The sequence below is a fragment of the Caulobacter sp. P4_E5 genome (assembly GCF_056401555.1).
Genome location: NZ_JBFUJD010000049.1, coordinates 23,472 through 39,579 on the forward strand (window position 1 = coordinate 23,472; position 16,108 = coordinate 39,579).

At 70.0% G+C, this 16,108-nt stretch carries 15 protein-coding genes; 14 read left to right on the forward strand and 1 reads right to left on the reverse strand.

Annotation, left to right across the window (positions count from 1 at the left end):
- Positions 1-37: 37 nt before the first annotated feature.
- The 8 genes from AC1DSO_RS15515 to AC1DSO_RS15550 all read left to right on the forward strand — a co-directional run bounded on the left by AC1DSO_RS15515 (position 38) and on the right by AC1DSO_RS15550 (position 9,840).
- Positions 38-1,993 carry a glycoside hydrolase family 3 protein gene (locus tag AC1DSO_RS15515; protein WP_477069671.1) on the forward strand — a complete coding sequence of 652 codons (1,956 nt, stop codon included), beginning with the start codon at positions 38-40 and terminating at the stop codon, positions 1,991-1,993.
- Between the two features lie 11 nt (positions 1,994-2,004).
- Entirely contained in the window at positions 2,005-4,206 is a 2,202-nt protein-coding gene (locus AC1DSO_RS15520; RefSeq protein ID WP_477069672.1) for a beta-glucosidase, read from the forward strand.
- A 14-nt stretch (positions 4,207-4,220) separates the two neighbouring features.
- On the forward strand, positions 4,221-5,795 hold the full coding sequence (locus AC1DSO_RS15525; protein ID WP_477069673.1) for a carboxylesterase/lipase family protein: 1,575 nt from the start codon (positions 4,221-4,223) through the stop codon (positions 5,793-5,795).
- Positions 5,792-5,983 (forward strand): hypothetical protein, encoded by a 192-nt coding sequence (locus AC1DSO_RS15530; RefSeq protein WP_477069674.1) that lies wholly within the window; start codon positions 5,792-5,794, stop codon positions 5,981-5,983. The genes AC1DSO_RS15525 and AC1DSO_RS15530 overlap by 4 nt, the downstream gene beginning before the upstream one ends.
- Positions 5,984-6,130: 147 nt before the next feature.
- A complete protein-coding gene (locus AC1DSO_RS15535; protein WP_477069675.1) occupies positions 6,131-7,264 on the forward strand; it encodes a Yip1 family protein in 1,134 nt (377 codons plus the stop codon).
- 126 nt (positions 7,265-7,390) lie between these two features.
- A complete protein-coding gene (locus AC1DSO_RS15540; RefSeq protein ID WP_477069676.1) occupies positions 7,391-7,654 on the forward strand; it encodes a helix-turn-helix transcriptional regulator in 264 nt (87 codons plus the stop codon).
- A 36-nt stretch (positions 7,655-7,690) separates the two neighbouring features.
- Positions 7,691-9,481 carry a cation:proton antiporter domain-containing protein gene (locus tag AC1DSO_RS15545; RefSeq protein ID WP_477069677.1) on the forward strand — a complete coding sequence of 597 codons (1,791 nt, stop codon included), beginning with the start codon at positions 7,691-7,693 and terminating at the stop codon, positions 9,479-9,481.
- Between the two features lie 11 nt (positions 9,482-9,492).
- Complete coding sequence (locus AC1DSO_RS15550; RefSeq protein ID WP_477069678.1) at positions 9,493-9,840, forward strand: RidA family protein; 348 nt, start codon at positions 9,493-9,495, stop codon at positions 9,838-9,840.
- Positions 9,841-9,868: 28 nt separating this feature from the next.
- On the opposite strand, the gene AC1DSO_RS15555 is transcribed toward AC1DSO_RS15550, so the two are convergent.
- On the reverse strand, positions 9,869-10,276 hold the full coding sequence (locus AC1DSO_RS15555) for a helix-turn-helix domain-containing protein (RefSeq protein WP_477069679.1): 408 nt from the start codon (positions 10,274-10,276) through the stop codon (positions 9,869-9,871).
- Between the two features lie 72 nt (positions 10,277-10,348).
- Between AC1DSO_RS15555 and AC1DSO_RS15560 the strand changes: the two genes are divergently transcribed.
- The 6 genes from AC1DSO_RS15560 to AC1DSO_RS15585 all read left to right on the forward strand — a co-directional run.
- Positions 10,349-11,188: a class I SAM-dependent methyltransferase gene (locus AC1DSO_RS15560; protein ID WP_477069680.1), complete on the forward strand. Its 840-nt coding sequence runs from the start codon at positions 10,349-10,351 to the stop codon at positions 11,186-11,188.
- A gap of 54 nt (positions 11,189-11,242) precedes the next feature.
- Positions 11,243-11,884, forward strand: a complete 642-nt coding sequence (locus AC1DSO_RS15565) for a TetR/AcrR family transcriptional regulator (protein WP_477069681.1) — start codon at positions 11,243-11,245, stop codon at positions 11,882-11,884.
- Complete coding sequence (locus tag AC1DSO_RS15570) at positions 11,881-12,879, forward strand: HlyD family secretion protein (protein WP_477069682.1); 999 nt, start codon at positions 11,881-11,883, stop codon at positions 12,877-12,879. The genes AC1DSO_RS15565 and AC1DSO_RS15570 overlap by 4 nt, the downstream gene beginning before the upstream one ends.
- Positions 12,876-13,796 (forward strand): ABC transporter ATP-binding protein, encoded by a 921-nt coding sequence (locus AC1DSO_RS15575; protein WP_477069683.1) that lies wholly within the window; start codon positions 12,876-12,878, stop codon positions 13,794-13,796. The genes AC1DSO_RS15570 and AC1DSO_RS15575 overlap by 4 nt, the downstream gene beginning before the upstream one ends.
- The gene (locus AC1DSO_RS15580) at positions 13,793-14,944 is read left to right on the forward strand and encodes an ABC transporter permease (RefSeq protein WP_477069684.1); all 1,152 of its coding nucleotides are present in this window, start codon (positions 13,793-13,795) and stop codon (positions 14,942-14,944) included. Before AC1DSO_RS15575 ends, AC1DSO_RS15580 begins: the two co-directional genes overlap by 4 nt.
- Before the next feature lie 346 nt (positions 14,945-15,290).
- Positions 15,291-16,108 (forward strand): outer membrane protein (locus AC1DSO_RS15585; RefSeq protein WP_477069685.1); only part of this gene is annotated, 818 nt, incomplete at its 3' end.

Here is a 16,108-nt window from a genome sequence, read left to right on the forward strand (position 1 = left end):
CGAGGGCGCTTCTTTGTTCAGCGTTCAGGAGTTCGGCGTGCGCGGTCTTCAACGTCTTCTGCTCTCGACGGCCGTGGCGGTCGTCGCCGGATCCTCGGCGCTGGCGGCCAGCCAGCCGGTCCTGGGCGTCCGTGACGGCAAGGTCGTCACCGTCGAGGCCTTGCGGTTCCGCGACCTGGACCGCGACGGCAAGCTGTCGCCGTTCGAGGACTGGCGCCTCTCGCCCGACCAGCGCGCCGCCGACCTCGTCGCGCGCATGACGCTGGAGGAGAAGGCCGGCGAGATGATGCACGGCACCCTGCCGGCCGTCGGCGGCATGGTCCCCGGCCGCGGCCAGGGCTACGACCTCGCCAAGCTGAAGCCCCTGATCCTGGACCGCCACGTCGCCACCTTCATCACCCGGCTGTCGGGCGATCCGGCCTGGCTGGCCGAGCAGAACAACGCCGTGCAGGCGATCGCCGAGCAGGGCCGTCTGGGCGTGCCGGCCACCGTCAGCACCGATCCGCGCCACCACTTCCAGTTCGTCGCCGGGGCCAGCGTCGCCAGCGGCGGCTTCTCGCAATGGCCCGAGGCCACGGGCCTGGCCGCGATCGGCGACCCGGCCCTGGTCCGGCGCTTTGGCGACATCGCCCGCCAGGAATACCGCGCGGTCGGCATCCATCAGGCCCTGTCGCCGATGGCCGACCTCGCCACCGAGCCGCGCTGGTCGCGGATCAGCGGCACCTTCGGCGAAGACCCCGACCTGGTCGGCAAGATGGTCAAGGCCTATGTCCAGGGCTTCCAGGGCGGCGAGACCAACCTGGCCCCCGGCGGCGTCTCGGCCGTGGTCAAGCACTGGGTCGGCTACGGCGCCTCGGCCAAGGGTTTCGACGGCCACAACAGCTATGGCCGCTACGCCGTGTTCCCGGCCGGCCAGTTCGACCTGCACGTCAAGCCGTTCGACGAAGCCTTCGCCGCCGGCGTGGTCGGCGTCATGCCCACCTATGCGGTGCTCAAGGACCTGGGCATGGAGCAGGTCGGGGCCGGCTTTTCGAAGCAGCTGCTGACCGACCTGCTGCGCGGCAAGCACGGCTTCAAGGGCATAGTCCTGTCGGACTGGGCCATCACCAACGACTGCGGCGACACCTGCCTGAATGGCTTTCCGGCGGGGGTGAAGCCCAGCTTCGCCGGCCTCTCCACCGCCTGGGGCGTCGAGAGCCTGGCCAAGGTCGACCGCTACGCCAAGGGCGTCAATGCGGGCCTCGACCAGTTCGGCGGTGTCGAGGACACGGCCGAGCTGGTGGCGGCGGTCAAGGCCGGCAAGATCGCGCCCGCCCGGATCGACGACGCCGCGCGCCGCATTCTGGCGATCAAGTTCCAGCAGGGCCTGTTCGAGAACCCCTATGTCGATCCCAAGGTCGCCGAGGCGGTGGTCGGCTCCAAGGCCTTCGCCGCCGAGGGACGCGCTGCCCAGAGCGCGGCCCTGACGCTGCTCGAGAACAAGAACGGCCTGCTGCCCCTGAAGGCGGCCGGCCGCAAGGTCTGGCTGAAGGGCGTTTCGCTCGACGCCGCCCGCGCCCATGGCCTGGTCCCGGTCGAGGACCTGGCCCAGGCCGAGCTGGCGATCGTGCGCACCGCCGCGCCGTTCCAGACCCTGCATCCCAACTTCATGTTCGGCAGTATGCAGCACGAGGGCGACCTGTCGTTCCAGGACGGCGCCGCCGACTACGAGGCGATCAAGGCCGCGTCGGCCAAGGTCCCGACCATCGTCGCGGTCTATCTCGACCGTCCCGCGATCCTGACCAATGTCCGCGACAAGGCCTCGGCCCTGATCGGCGACTTCGGGGCCGGCGACGACGCCTTCCTCGACGCCCTGACCGGCGCCGCCCCGCCGCGCGGCAAGCTGCCGTTCGAGCTGCCTTCGTCGATGGCCGCCGTCGAGGCCCAGGCCGAGGACGCGCCGCACGATTCCAAAGACCCCCTCTATCCGATCCATTTCGGCCTGACCTACTGAGGACGATCGCCTTGCCCAGAACCCTGAAAATCGCCGCGAGCCTCGCCGTCCTCGCCTTCGCCACGGCCGGCCACGCGCAGGCGCCCGCCGATCGCCCCTGGATGAACGTCAAGCTGTCGCCGGATCAGCGCGCGGCCCTGCTCGAGAAGGAAATGACCCTCGACGAGCGCATCGGGCTGGTCCACGGGCCGATGTCGATGCCGATCTTCGGGATCATGAAGCCCGAGGGCGCCATCGGCTCGGCCGGCTATATTCCGGGCATCCCCCGCCTGGGCGTACCGGCGCTGCAGGAAAGCGACGCCAGCCTCGGCGTGACCAATCCGCTGGGCGTGCGGCCGGGCGACGGCGCGACGGCCCTGCCGTCGGGCCAGGCGCTGGCGGCGACCTTCAACGTCAAGCTGGCCTATGAGGGCGGGGCGGTGGTCGGCCGCGAGGCGCGGGCCAAGGGCTTCAACGTCCAGCTGGCGGGCGGGGTGAACCTGGCGCGCGATCCGCGCAACGGCCGCAATTTCGAATATCTGGGCGAGGATCCCTGGCTGGCCGGCAGCCTGGCCGGCGCGTCGATCAAGGGCATCCAGGACCAGGGGATCGTCTCGACGATCAAGCACTTCTCGCTGAACGGCCAGGAGACCAGCCGCCACTTCGCCAATTCGGTGATCGACGAGGCCGCCCACCGCGAAAGCGACCTGCTGGCCTTCGAGATCGCCATCGAGAAGGGCCAGCCCGGCTCGGTGATGTGCGCCTACAACCTGGTCAACGGGGACTACAGCTGCGGCGCCCCGCATCTGCTGAACGACGTCCTCAAGCGCGACTGGGGCTACAAGGGCTGGGTGATGTCGGACTGGGGCGCGGTCCACGCCACCGACTACATCGTCAAGGGCCTGGACCAGCAGTCGGGCGAACAGCTGGACGCCAAGATCTGGTTCGGCGAGCCGCTGAAGGCCGCCGTCGAGAAGGGCGAGGTCCCGGCCGCGCGCCTGTCGGACGCCACCCGCCGCATCCTGCGCTCGATGTTCGCCGCCGGCCTGTTCGACAAACCGGTGACGCCGGGCGGGGCCGTCGACTACGACGCCGGGGCGCAGACGGCTCGCGCCGCGGCGGCCGAGGGCATCGTGCTGCTGAAGAACCGCGAGGGCCTTCTGCCGCTGGCCAAGACCGCCAAGACCATCGCCGTGATCGGCGGCCACGCCGACGCCGGCGTGCTGTCGGGCGGCGGCTCGTCCCAGGTGGTGCCGCCGGGCGGCGCCCAGCGCGTCGTTCCGTTGGGCGGCGAGGGCATGATGGGTCCGTTCCGCAGCCAGTACTTCAACGGCTCCTCGCCGTTGGCCGCGATCCGCAAGGTCGCGCCGGGCGCCAAGGTGACCTTCGACGACGGCCGCTATCTGTCGGCCGCCGTCGCCGCCGCCAAGGCCGCCGACATCGTCGTGGTGTTCGGCAACCAGTGGATGGGCGAGGGCGAGGACGCTCCGGACCTGTCGCTGCCCAATGGCCAGGACGCCCTGATCGCCGCCATCGCCGCCGCCAACCCCAACACGATCGTCGTGCTGCAGACCGGCGGTCCGGTGTCGATGCCCTGGCTTGGCCAGGCCGGCGCGGTGGTCGAGGCCTGGTACTCGGGCGCCAAGGGCGGCGAGGCGATCGCCGACGTGCTGTTCGGCGAGGTCGACGCCTCGGGCCGCCTGCCGATGACCTTCCCGGTCGCGATCGACCAGTATCCCCGGGCCGAACTGCCGGGCCTGGGCCTGCCGGAGAAGACCCGCTTCGACGTCGTCTATTCGGAGGGCGCCGACGTCGGCTATCGCCGCTTCGCCACGAGCGGCCAAAAGCCGCTGTTCCCGTTCGGCCATGGCCTGTCCTACACGCGCTTTGCCTATTCGAACCTGAAGGTGACGGGCGGCGACACCCTGACGGTCAGCTTCGATGTCGCGAACACGGGCCAGCGCGCCGGCAAGGACGCGCCGCAGGTCTATCTGACCGGCGCGGCCGGCAAGGCCCTGCAACGCCTGATCGGCTTCGAGAAGGTCGTGCTGGCGCCCGGCGAGACCCGCCACGTCACCGTCACCGCCGATCCGCGCCTGCTGGGCGCCTTCGACGCGAAGGCCAATCGCTGGAGCTTGACGGGCGGCGACTATCAGGTCGCCGTGGGCGCCTCCTCGGCCGACCTCGCCCTGAAGGGCGCGGCCAAGGTCAAGGCGCGGACCCTGAAGCCGTGAACGGGAGGAACGTCATGACGAACCGCATCGCCGCGCTCGCCGCGCTCGCCGCCCTCGGGGCGACCCTGGTCGCTGGTCAGGCCTTCGCCGCCGATCCGACGGTGGTCACCACCTTCGGACCCGTGGTCGGAGAAAGCGCCCAGGGCGTCGTTGCTTTCAAGGGCGTGCCGTTCGCCGCCCCGCCGCTCGGGGCTTTGCGCTGGCGCGCGCCGCAGCCGCCGAAGGCCTGGACCGCCCCGCGCGACGCCAAGGCCTACGGCCCCGACTGCATGCAGAACCCGTTCCCCGGCGACGCCGCGCCCCTGGGCGTCAAGCCAGCGGAGGACTGCCTCTACGCCAATGTCTGGGCGCCGGAAAAGGCGATTAAAACCAAGACCAAACTGCCGGTGATGGTCTGGATCTATGGCGGCGGCTTCGTGAACGGCGGCAGTTCGCCGGCCGTCTATGCCGGCGACCGCTTCGCCCGCGATGGCGTGGTGCTGGTCAGCTTCAACTACCGGGTCGGCCGTTTCGGCTTCTTCGCCCACCCCGCCCTGACGGCGGCGGGCGCCGACGGCGGGATGCTGGGCAACTACGGCCTGATGGACCAGATCGCGGCCCTGAAGTGGGTGCGCGACAACGCCGCCGCGTTCGGGGGCGATCCGGACAATGTCACGGTGTTCGGCGAGTCGGCCGGCGGCGTGTCGCTGCACGCCCTGCTGACCGCGTCCCAGGCCAAGGGCCTGTTCCACAAGGCGATCATCGAGTCCGGCGGCGGCCGGCCGCGCCTGCTGCCGACCCTGCCCCTGACCGCGCCGGCCGGCCAGCGCTCGGCCGAAACGGCGGGCCTGGCCTTCGCGGCCAAGGCGGGAGTTTCGGGGACCGACGCGGCGGCGCTGGACGCCCTGCGCGCCCTGCCGGCCGAAACGGTGGTGGACGGCTTGAACATGGCCACCTCCGGCACGCCGACCTGGGCCGGCGGGCCGATGCTGGACGGCAAGATCGTGACCGACGCGCCGCTGAAGGCCTACCAGGCCGGAGCGTGGAGCAAGATGCCGATCATGGTGGGCGCGACCAGCGCCGACGGCTTCTTCTTCGGCGGGACCCGCGACCAGGTCTTCGCGCCGTTCGGCGCGCGCCGGCCCGAGGCCGAGGCGCTGTACGACCCCAAGGGCGACGGCGAGCTCAAGGTCTATGGCTGGAAGGCGGCGGGCGACCGCATGTTCATCGAGCCGGCCCGGGCCGTGGCGCGGGTGATGTCCAGCCAAGGCGCGCCGGTCTACCAGTTCCGGTTCTCGTACGTCGCCGAGAGCCAGCGCGGCCAATGGTGGGGCGCGCCGCACGCCACCGAGATCCCGTTCGTGTTCGACACCGTCGACGCCCGCTACGGCGCGGCCCTGACCCAGGCCGATGCGGCGGCGGCCAAGGCGGCCCACGCCTATTGGATCGGCTTCGCCAAGTCCGGCGTCCCGACCGCGACCGGCGGCCCGGCCTGGCCGCGCTACGAGGCGGCGTCCGACCAGATCCTCGACTTCTCCGCCGAGGGTCCCAAGGTCGTGGCCGATCCGCTGAAGGCGCGGCTGGATCTCGTCGAGGCGACCACGCCATGACCATGATCGTCGTGGATTCCGAACGGGTGCGGCGGCTGCGCGACCTGCTGCCGGCGATCACCAAGGAGCACCTGCAAGGCACGCTGGGGATCAGCGAGACGACCTGGGTCCGCTTGCGCGACAAACGCCCGATCCGGCGCTCGACCTATGAGCGGCTGATGCGCCGATCGGGCTTTCCGGCGTCCTGACGCGCCTCCTGACGCCCTTCGGAAAACCGTGTTCGACCTTGGCGCGAACCATGCGTAGATAGGCCATCGGGGCGGGCGCTGGATCTCACAGAGGGAGCGCGACGCGGGATGGCTGCAATTGAAGGTGGATCGGCGGGGACCGGTCTGGTGGCGAGGGTCAAGGGCATACTGCTGTCGCCCTCGTCCGAATGGGACAAGATCGAGCAGGAACCCGCCACGATCGGCGGGCTGTTCACGGGCTATGTGTGCATTCTCGCCGCGATCCCGGCCGTGGCCGGCCTGATCGGCGGCCAGGTGTTCGGCCACGGGGCGTTCGGGATCTCGGTCAAGCCCAGCCTGGGCGCGGCGCTGACCATGGCGGTGCTCGGCTATCTGGGCGCGCTGGTGATGACCTTCGTGCTGGGCTCGGTGATCGACGCCCTGGCGCCCAGTTTCGGGGCTGAGAAGAACCGCGTGCAGGCGTTCAAGGTCGCCGCCTATTCCGGCACCGCCGGCTGGGTTGCCGGCGTGCTGCAGATCCTGCCGATGCTGGGGTTCATCGTCCTGCTGGCCGCCCTGTACGGCTGCTGGCTGCTGTATCTGGGCCTGCCCCGGGTGATGAAGGCCCCGGCCGACAAGGCGCCGGGCTATGCGATCGTGACGATCCTGGTCGCCATCGTCGTAGCCGTGGTCATCGGCGTGGCCAGCACGGCGATCGTCCGCCTGACCGGGTTCAGTGGATTTCCCGGCGTCACGCGCACCGACAAGGTGAGCGGGACGGTCAATATCAACGGCCAGAAGGTCGATCTGGACCGGCTGCAGGCGGCCGGCGAGCGGGCCGAGGCCCTGTCGAAGCAGCCGCGAAAGGCGGTGTCGCCTGACGCGCTGAAGGCCCTGCTGCCCGAAAGCGTGGCGGGCTATGCGCGGTCCAGCGTCGAAACCAATTCCAGCGGTACGGGCGACGTCTCGATCGTCGTGGCGACCGGCGAGTATCAGAAGGACGGCAACTCGTTCCGCCTGGAGGTCACCGATCTTGGCGCGATGGGCGCCATGGCCGCCCTGGCCTCCGGCATGGGCGCGCACACCACCAAGGAGACGGCCGACGGCTACGAGAAGGTCGCCACCGTCGACGGCCGGCTGACCTCGGAGGAATGGAACCGTCCCTCGAACTCCGGGAAATATTCGGTGGTGATCGCCGACCGCTTCTCGGTCCAGGCGGACGGCTCGGCAAACACCGTCGACGACCTGAAGCAGGCGGTGCGGGCGGTGGACGCCGGCCGCTTGGAGAGCCTGGCCCGCTAGCGAGAGAGCCGCTCGGGCCGCCGCGTCGCGGCTCGGGCGGTGGCCTCCACGGCCATGGCTTGGCTTGACTGTCGCCTCTTTCGGCGGTATTCAACCAATATGGGCGATAAAGCCTAGGTGTGTTTCATGCCGCACGCAAAAATTCTCCTCCCGGCGCAATGTCGGGCCGCCCGCGGGCTGATCAATTGGTCGCAGGGCGAGCTCGCCGATCGAGCGGGCGTGTCGCGTAGCACGGTCAAGGACTTCGAGACCGAGCGTCACGCTCTGCACCACAGCACCGAGCGCCTGCTGATCGACGCGATCGAGGCGGGCGGCGTGGCGCTGATCGGCCCTGATACGACCAGGGGGGGCGAAGCAGGGGCGGGCGTGCGGCTCAAGCAGCCGGGATAGGACAGCCGGCCTAGGATTGGCGGACAAGGAGGGCGCGTGGCGCAAGAGGTATCCCCAGAGAGCTACAAGGACCTGGTCCTGTTCCTGGCGACCGCCGGCATTGTCGCGCCGATCTTCAAGCGCCTGAAGATCAATCCGATCCTGGGCTATCTGCTGGCCGGGGTGATCCTGGGCCCGTTCGGCCTGGGGCGGTTCATCCACTACGCCCCGTGGCTCGACTACGTCACCGTCGACAATCCCGAGGAAATCGCCCAGCTGGCCGAGTTCGGGGTGGTCTTCCTGCTGTTCATGATCGGGCTGGAGCTGTCGTGGGAGCGCCTGCGCCTGATGCGCAAGCTGGTGTTCGGCCTGGGCGCCGTGCAGGTGATCGGCTGCTCGCTGGCCTTGGGCGCCGGGGCCATGCTGATGGGCCAGAGCCCGGTGGCGGCCCTGACCATCGGCGCGGCCCTGACCCTGTCCTCGACCGCCATCGCCGTGCCGGTGCTGGCCGAGCGGCGGCGGCTGCACTCGGAAGGCGGGCGCGCCACCTTCTCGGTGCTGCTGTTCCAGGACCTGGCCGTCGCGCCGATCCTGATCACCCTGGCCATCCTCGGCCGCGGCCAAGGGTCGTTCCAGCTCAAGGACCTGCTGGCCCTGGCGCCCGCCGCGATCGGCCTGGGCGCCATCGTGCTGGTCGGGCGTCTGGCCCTGCGGCCAATGCTGAAGTCCGTCGCCAAGGCCAAGAGCGAAGAGATGTTCATGGCCGCCTGCCTGCTGGTGATCATCGGCGCGGGCATGGTCAGCGCCCTGTCGGGTCTGTCGATGGCGCTGGGCGCCTTCGTCGCCGGCGTCCTGCTGGCCGAAACCGAGTATCGCCACGAGGTCGAGGTCAAGATCGAGCCGTTCAAGGGCCTGCTGCTCAGCCTGTTCTTCGTGTCGCTGGGCATCCGCCTGGACCTGTCGCTGCTGGTCGCCCAGCCGGGCCTGATCCTGACCACGGCCCTGGGGCTGCTGGTCGTCAAGGCGGCCCTGGTGTTCGGCGGCGGGCTGATCATGGGCCTCAGCCGCAAGGCGGCGCTGGAGGCGGCGCTGATCCTGGCGGCCGGCGGCGAGTTCGCCTTCGTGCTGCTCGACAACGCCATGAGCGCCAAGGTCGTCGCGCCGGCGATCGGCCAGGCCGTGCTGGTCTCAGCGACCCTGACCATGTTCCTGATCCCCGGCTTGGCGGCCCTGGGCGGCTATTTCGGCCGTAAGAACGCCACGCCCCAGACGACCGAAGCGCCGGTCGGCGGGCCCGACCGTGTCGGCCCCGAACCCGCGGGCCAGGTGCTGGTCGTCGGCTATGGCCGGGTCGGCAAGCTGGTCGGCGACATGCTGAACCGCCACGACCTGCCCTGGATCGCCGTCGAGCGCGACGCCCGCCTGGTCGAGCAGGGCCGGCGCGAGGGTGGCGGGATCTATTACGGCGACGCCTCGCGGCTGGAGCTGCTGGAGCGCTGCGGCCTGGCCACGGCCCGGGCGGTGGTCATCACCATGGACGCGCCCGAGGGGGCCGAGGCGGTGGTCGCCGCCGCGCGCGGGGCTCGGCCGGACGTGCCGATCGTGGTCCGCGCCCGCGACGCCCGCCACGCCGCCCGCCTCTACGAACTGGGCGCCACCGACGCCGTGCCCGAGACCATCGAGGCCAGCCTGCAACTGTCCGAGGCCGTGCTGGTCGATATCGGCGTGCCGATGGGCCTGGTCATCGCCTCGATCCACGAGCGCCGCGACGAGTACCGCAAGGTGCTGAACCGTCCCGACGCCCTGGGCGGCCGCCGCCGCCGGCTGCGCGACGCAAGCTTGAGATAGGGAGTTTTCTTGTGATCGAACGCATCGGCAAGGCGGCGCGCTGGAGCGACGCCGTCGTCGTCAACGGCCTGGTGTTCCTGTCAGGCCACGTCGCCGAGGAGACCAAGGGTCAGTCCGTCCTGGAGCAGACGCGCGAGGTCCTGGCCCAGCTGGACGACACCCTGGCCCAGGCCGGCTCCAGCAAGGCCAAGCTGGTCAGCGTCACCATCTACCTGGCCGACATCGCCGGGTTCGACGCCATGAACCAGGCGTGGGACGCCTGGGTGGATTCGGAAAACCCGCCGGCGCGCGCCACGGTCGAAGCGCGCTTGGCCCATTCCGACTACGCGGTCGAGATCGTCGGAGTCGCGGTGCGGTAGGGGAGGGGCGACGGACCGCTGGCGGCCCCTACACCGCCTCCGCCCGGTACCGTCGCCGCGCGCCGGCGACCTTCACGATCCGCAGGAAGTGCGGGCAGTCCGTCAGGACCGGGACCTTGCAGGCGGCTGCGTGGCGCAGGCCGTCGCGCATGCGGGTCAGCTGCTCGATCCGCTTGTCCAGCTCGGCGGCCTTGGCGCGCAGGCGGTCGCGGTCGATGTCTGGGCCGTCCAGCATCCCGGCGATCTCGTCCAGCGAGAAGCCTGAGGCGCGGCCCAGGGCGATCAGCGACAGGCGGTCGGCGACCTCCGGGCCGAACAGGCGCTTGAGGCCCCGCCGTCCGGTCGAGGCGATCAGCCCTTTCTCCTCGTAGAACCTCAAGGTCGAGGCCCGCACGCCCGAGCGTTTCGCCAGTTCCGAGATGTCGACGTCGAACACCGCTTGACCTCAAGTGCGCTTGAACTTGCAGGATGCGCCGCGAGGGTGATCCTCGCAACGACGGAGATGACGATGAACGCGACCGCCGACCGGGACATGAACGCCTATTGGGACCGCGCGGGGCGGGTCTGGGTCGAGCACCAGGCCTTGCTCGACAGGATCATGGCCCCGATCGCCGAGGCGGTGGTCGAGGCCGCGGGGCCGGTCAATGGCGAGCGGGTCCTGGACGTCGGCTGCGGCTCGGGCGCGACCACCTTCGCCGCGGCCTGGCGGACGGGACCGACCGGCCGCGCGGTCGGGGTCGACATCTCCGGCGCCCTGGTCGAGCTGGCCCGGCGGCGGGCGGGCGAGGATGGGGTCGAGGGCGTCGAGTTCCTGTTGGCCGACGCCCAGACCCACGTCTTCGAGACGCCGTTCGACGCCATCGTCTCGCGGTTCGGGGTGATGTTCTTCCCGGACGCTGTCGCGGCCTTCGCCAACTTGCGGCGCGCCTTGAAGCCGGGCGGCAAGTTGGCCTTCGCCGCCTGGCGCGCGCCCGAGGAAAACCCGCTGGCGCTGGTCCCGCTGCGCGCGGCCGCCCCGTTCCTGCCGACCCTGCCGGCGTTCGAGAAGGCCGCGCCCGGCCGCTTCGCCTTCGCCGACCCGGACCGGGTGCGCCGGATTCTGGAGGACAGCGGCTGGCGGGGGATCGAGATCGCGCCGCTGGACGTCGCCAGCCCGCTGACCTTCGACGAGCTGATGACCATGAGCCTGCGCGTCGGGCCGCTGAACCCGATCCTGGCGCAAGAGGACGACACGGTGCGCGGCCAGGTCCGCGAGGCGGTGGCGGCGGCGCTGGAGCCCTATGCGAAGGACGGCATGGCGACGATGACCTCGGCCTGCTGGCGGGTGACGGCGGTTGGAATGGCTTGAAATCGCGATAACTCCGGTATATGACTTTCAAGTCATTTACTTCGGATGTCCCAAATGCAGGCCGGTTCCCCTAAGTGGCGGCGGCGCAGCGAGGCGCGGCCGGGCGAGATCGTCCAGGCGGCGCTCGAGGTGTTCGCGGAGCGGGGCTTCGCCGCCGCGAAGCTGGACGAGATCGCCGCCAAGGCCGGGATCTCGAAGGGCGCGCTCTATCTCTATTTCGAAACCAAGGAGGACATCTTCCGCGCCGTGGTGCGCGAGGCTGTGGTCCCCAATCTCGATATCGTCGAGGCCGTCCTGAGCCAGGCGACGATCCCGTTCCCGGACCTGCTACGCCTGCTGTTCTCCCGGCTCGGCGCGATCATCGAGACCTCGCGCCTGGGGGCGGTGGCCAAGCTGGTCATCGGCGAGTCGCGAAACTTTCCGGAACTGGCCAGGGTCTGGCACGACGAGGTGGTCAGCCGTGGCCTCACGGCGTTGAGCGGCGCTCTGGCTGGGGCTCAGGCGCGAGGCGAGATCCGTCCGGGCGATCCGCGCCTGCAGGCCTTCAGCGTCATGGGGCCGGTGCTGATGGGCGTGATCTGGCAGGAGACCTTCACCCCGATCGGCGCGCCGCCGATGGATCTGCCTGGATTGCTGATCCAACACGCCGACACTGTGCTGGCGGGCTTGGCGCCGAGCGCAGGAGTTCCGGCGTGAAGCCCGCAAGCCATCCCCCATTTGGCCGCATCGTCGCCGTGGTCGCCGGGCTCGGCCTCGCCGGGTTCCTGGGCTGGCGTCTGCTGGGACCCGACGCCCACCGGCCGCATCGCCTGTCGGGCTATGTCGAGGGCGAGACGCTGTATGTCGGGGCTTCGAACGCGGGGTTGGTCAGCGCGGTCGCCGTCCAGCGCGGCGATCGGGTGAAGGCGGGCCAGCCGCTGTTCGCCCTCGACGCCGCCCAATTGACCGCCGCCCGCGACCAGGCCGCCGCCCAGGTGGCGATCGCGGAAGCCCAGCTGCGCGACGCCGAAAAGGGCCAGCGCCCGCAGGAGCTGGCCGTCTACGACGCCGAGCGCGCCGCGGCGCAGGCCCAGGTCCGCCAGGCCCAGGCCGACTTCAATCGCGTCGCGCCGCTGGTGCGCCAGGGCATCTACGCCCCGGCCAAGCTGGATCAGGTCAAGGCCGCCCTGGATACGGCCCGGGCCAACGCCGCCGCCGTCGCCCGCCGCAAGGACGTCGGAACCCTGGGCGCGCGGCCCGACGCGGTGAACGCCGCCCAGTCCGCCGTGGCCTCGGCGCGCGAGACCCTGGCGGCCGCCCAGAGCCGCCTGGACCAGATCAGCCCGCGCGCCCCCGTGGCGGCTCGCGTGCAGGACGTCTTCTATCAGCCCGGCGAATGGACGGCCGCCAACCAGCCCGTGGTCGCCCTGCTGTCCGACGACCGGGTGCGCCTGCGCTTCTTCGTGCCGGAGGGCGAGGTCGCCCGCTATCGCCCCGGCGCGACGGTGCGCTTCACGTGTGACGGCTGCGGGGCCGAGCGGACGGCGCGGATCAACTATGTCTCGCCGCGCTCGGAGTTCACCCCGCCGGTGATCTACAGCCGCGAGGCCCGCCAGCGGCTGGTGTTCCTGGTGGAGGCGCGGCCGGAAGGCGGCGCGCCGCTCGCGCCCGGCCAACCGGTCGACATCACGCCGCTGGAGGCGGATCGGTGAGCGAACTGGCCGTCGACGTCCGGGGCCTGAACAAGAGCTTCGGCCCGCGCCACGTGGTGCAGGACGTGTCGATCCAGGTCGAGAAGGGCAAGATCACCGGCTTCCTCGGCCCCAACGGCTCGGGCAAGACCACCACCTTGCGGATGCTGTGCGGCCTGCTGACCCCCGACAGCGGCGAGGGCGCGGTGCTGGGGCTGGATTTCCGCAAGGACGCCGAGGCCGTGAAGCGCCAGACCGGCTACATGACCCAGAAGTTCTCGCTGTATGAGGACCTGTCGATCGAGGAGAACCTCGACTTCATGGCCCGGGTCCACGAGCTGCCGGGCCGTCGCGAGCGGGTGAAGGGCAGTCTGGACCGCCTGGGCCTGACCGCCCGCAAGAAGCAGCTGGCCGGCAGCCTGTCGGGCGGCTGGAAGCAGCGCCTGGCTCTGGCCGCCAGCATCATGCACGAGCCCAAGCTGCTGCTGCTGGACGAACCCACGGCCGGCGTCGATCCGAAGGCCCGACGCGAGTTCTGGGACGAGATCCACGCTCTGTCGGCCGAGGGCCTGACCGTGATGGTCTCGACCCACTACATGGACGAGGCCGAGCGCTGCCACGACATCGCCTACATCGCTTACGGCAGGCTGATGGCGCGCGGGACCGCCGACGACGTGATCGAGCAGTCGGGTCTGGTCACCTTCCGAGGGGAGGGGCAGGGGGCCGACCGACTGGCCCGCGACCTCGCCAAGGCGCCCGGCGTGATCATGGCCGCCCCGTTCGGCGCGGCCCTGCACGTCAGCGGAACCGACCGCGCCGCGCTCGAAGCCGCCATCGCGCCCTATCGCAAGCCGCCGCTGGAATGGATCGAGGTCAAGCCGACGCTGGAGGACGTGTTCATCCGGCTGATGAGCCAGTCGTCGGACAATTTTCAATGAGCGAATCCGCCAAGGCCCTGTCCGGCGCTCGCATCCTAGCGGTGCTGATCAAGGAGTTCATCCAGCTCACCCGCGACCGGCTGACCTACGCCATGATCCTCGTGATGCCGATCGTGCAGCTGATGCTGTTCGGCTACGCCATCAACAACGATCCGCGCGACCTGCCGACGGCGGTGCTGGTGCAGGACCAGGGCCCGATGGCGCGCTCGACCCTGTCGGCCCTGGTCAACAGCGGCTATTTCGAGATCGTCCGCACGGCGACCTCGCCGGCCGAGCTGGACGCGGCGGTGGCGCGCGGCGAGGTCCAGTTCGCCCTGACCATCCCGGCCGACTTCACCCGCCGGGTGGTGCGCAGCGACCAGGCCCAGATCCTGGTCGAGGCCGACGCCTCCGACCCCGCGGCCACCGGCGGCGCGATCGCAGCCCTGGCCAGCCTGCCGCGCACGGCCCTGACGCGGGATCTCGTGGGCGCGGTGGCCAAACCGCCGGGCGCTTCGGGCGCGGATCCGTTCGAAGTGGTGATCCATCGCCGCTACAATCCCGAGGCTATCACCTCGTACAATATCGTGCCGGGCCTGCTGGGCGTGATCCTGTCGATGACCCTGGTGATGATGACCTCGCTGGGCGTCACCCGTGAATACGAGCGCGGCACCATGGAGAGCCTGCTGGCCACGCCCGCTCGCCCGATCGAGGTGATGATCGGCAAGCTGACGCCCTATGTGGCGGTGGGCGTGATCCAGACGGTCGTGATCCTGGTGCTGGCCCGGGCCCTGTTCGCGGTGCCGATGGCCGGCGGCTGGATCGCGCTCTGCCTGGGGGTGCTGCTGTTCATCATCGGGTCGCTGGCCCTGGGTTTCCTGATCTCGACGGTGGCCAGGACCCAGCTGCAGGCGATGCAGATGTCGTTCTTCTACATCATGCCGTCGATCCTGCTGTCGGGCTTCATGTTCCCGTTCCGCGGCATGCCGGCCTGGGCCCAGGCCCTGGGCACGGTGATCCCGGTGACCCACTTCCTCCGCATCGTCCGGGGCGCCCTGCTGAAAGGACTGGACGTGACGGCCCTATGGCCAAGTCTATCCGCGCTCGGACTGTTCGTGGTGGCGATCTCGGGCCTGGCGATGGCGCGCTATCGAACCACCCTGGATTAGAGGCAAAGCTGGACCGGGTTGGTCGATGACCTGACGGATCAGGTCAAAAGCTGCGGATTTTCGGCGACGATCTGCGAATGCTTGGCCATTTCCTGATCGCAAGCCCTTGCGTGCAAACGGTTCACGTGCGAACCCAGCAACGCTGACGCTCATCTTCCGTGGAAGTTGGCGGGCGCGCTCGGCAGTTGATTCTGAGGGGCGGTCTTGTTTAGCTTTCCTGAGCAATGGGCAGGGGGCGAAACCTGACGAGTGTGTCTTTGCTGACACTTTCCCGTGGCGTTCGCCTTGGTATAACAGCGCTCGGTCGGACTCCGGCCTGGGCAGGGCAATAGAGGGCTCTTCAACGATGAAACTCAACCTCCTGGCGGGAGCTGCTCTGGTCGCGGTGTTCGCCGCGTCGGGCGTTTCGGCCCAAGAGACCGGCTGGTACGGCGCGGTCGACCTTGGCTATCACTGGCCGCAAAGCCTCAAGACCGAATCGGACGCCAACGCTCCGGACGGCGCCCACTATCACTGGGCCTGGAAGTCGCAGAACGACTGGACCGGCTTCGTCCGTCTCGGCTACCAGTTCAACCCGCATTGGCGCGCTGAAGTCGAAGGCGGCTATCGCCCCGGCGACCTCGACAGCGTCCACGGCAGCGCCGTTCGCGCCCAGCCGATCGGCCTCTGCACCCCGGGCGTGACCCGTACGTCGTCGGCTCAGACCTGCGGTTCGCCGGATGGTTCGATCGACTCGTGGAGCCTGATGGCGAACGTCATCTATGACTTCGCTCCGGATTCCTGGCTGAACCCGTTCCTCGGCGCCGGCGTCGGCATCAACCGTCTGGACGTCAAGGCTCTGGGTCAGTTCAGCGGCGTTGGCGCGGTCACCGCGACCAACACGGCTATTCAGAACCTGACCGTCGACGACGACGATCTCGCCGTCGCTTGGCAAGCTATCGCCGGCGCGTCGATCAAGGCGACGGACAAGCTGAAGATCGACTTCACCTACCGCTACATCACCGGCGCGGAACACGCGTTCCAGTCGACCGGTTCGGGCCTGCTGCAACCCGGCAGCTTCGAAGGCCAGTATCGCGATCAGTCGCTGACCGTGGGTCTGCGCTACTCGTTCGCGTCGCCGCCTCCGCCGCCGCCGCCCCCGCCGCCGCCGCCTCCCCCGCCGCC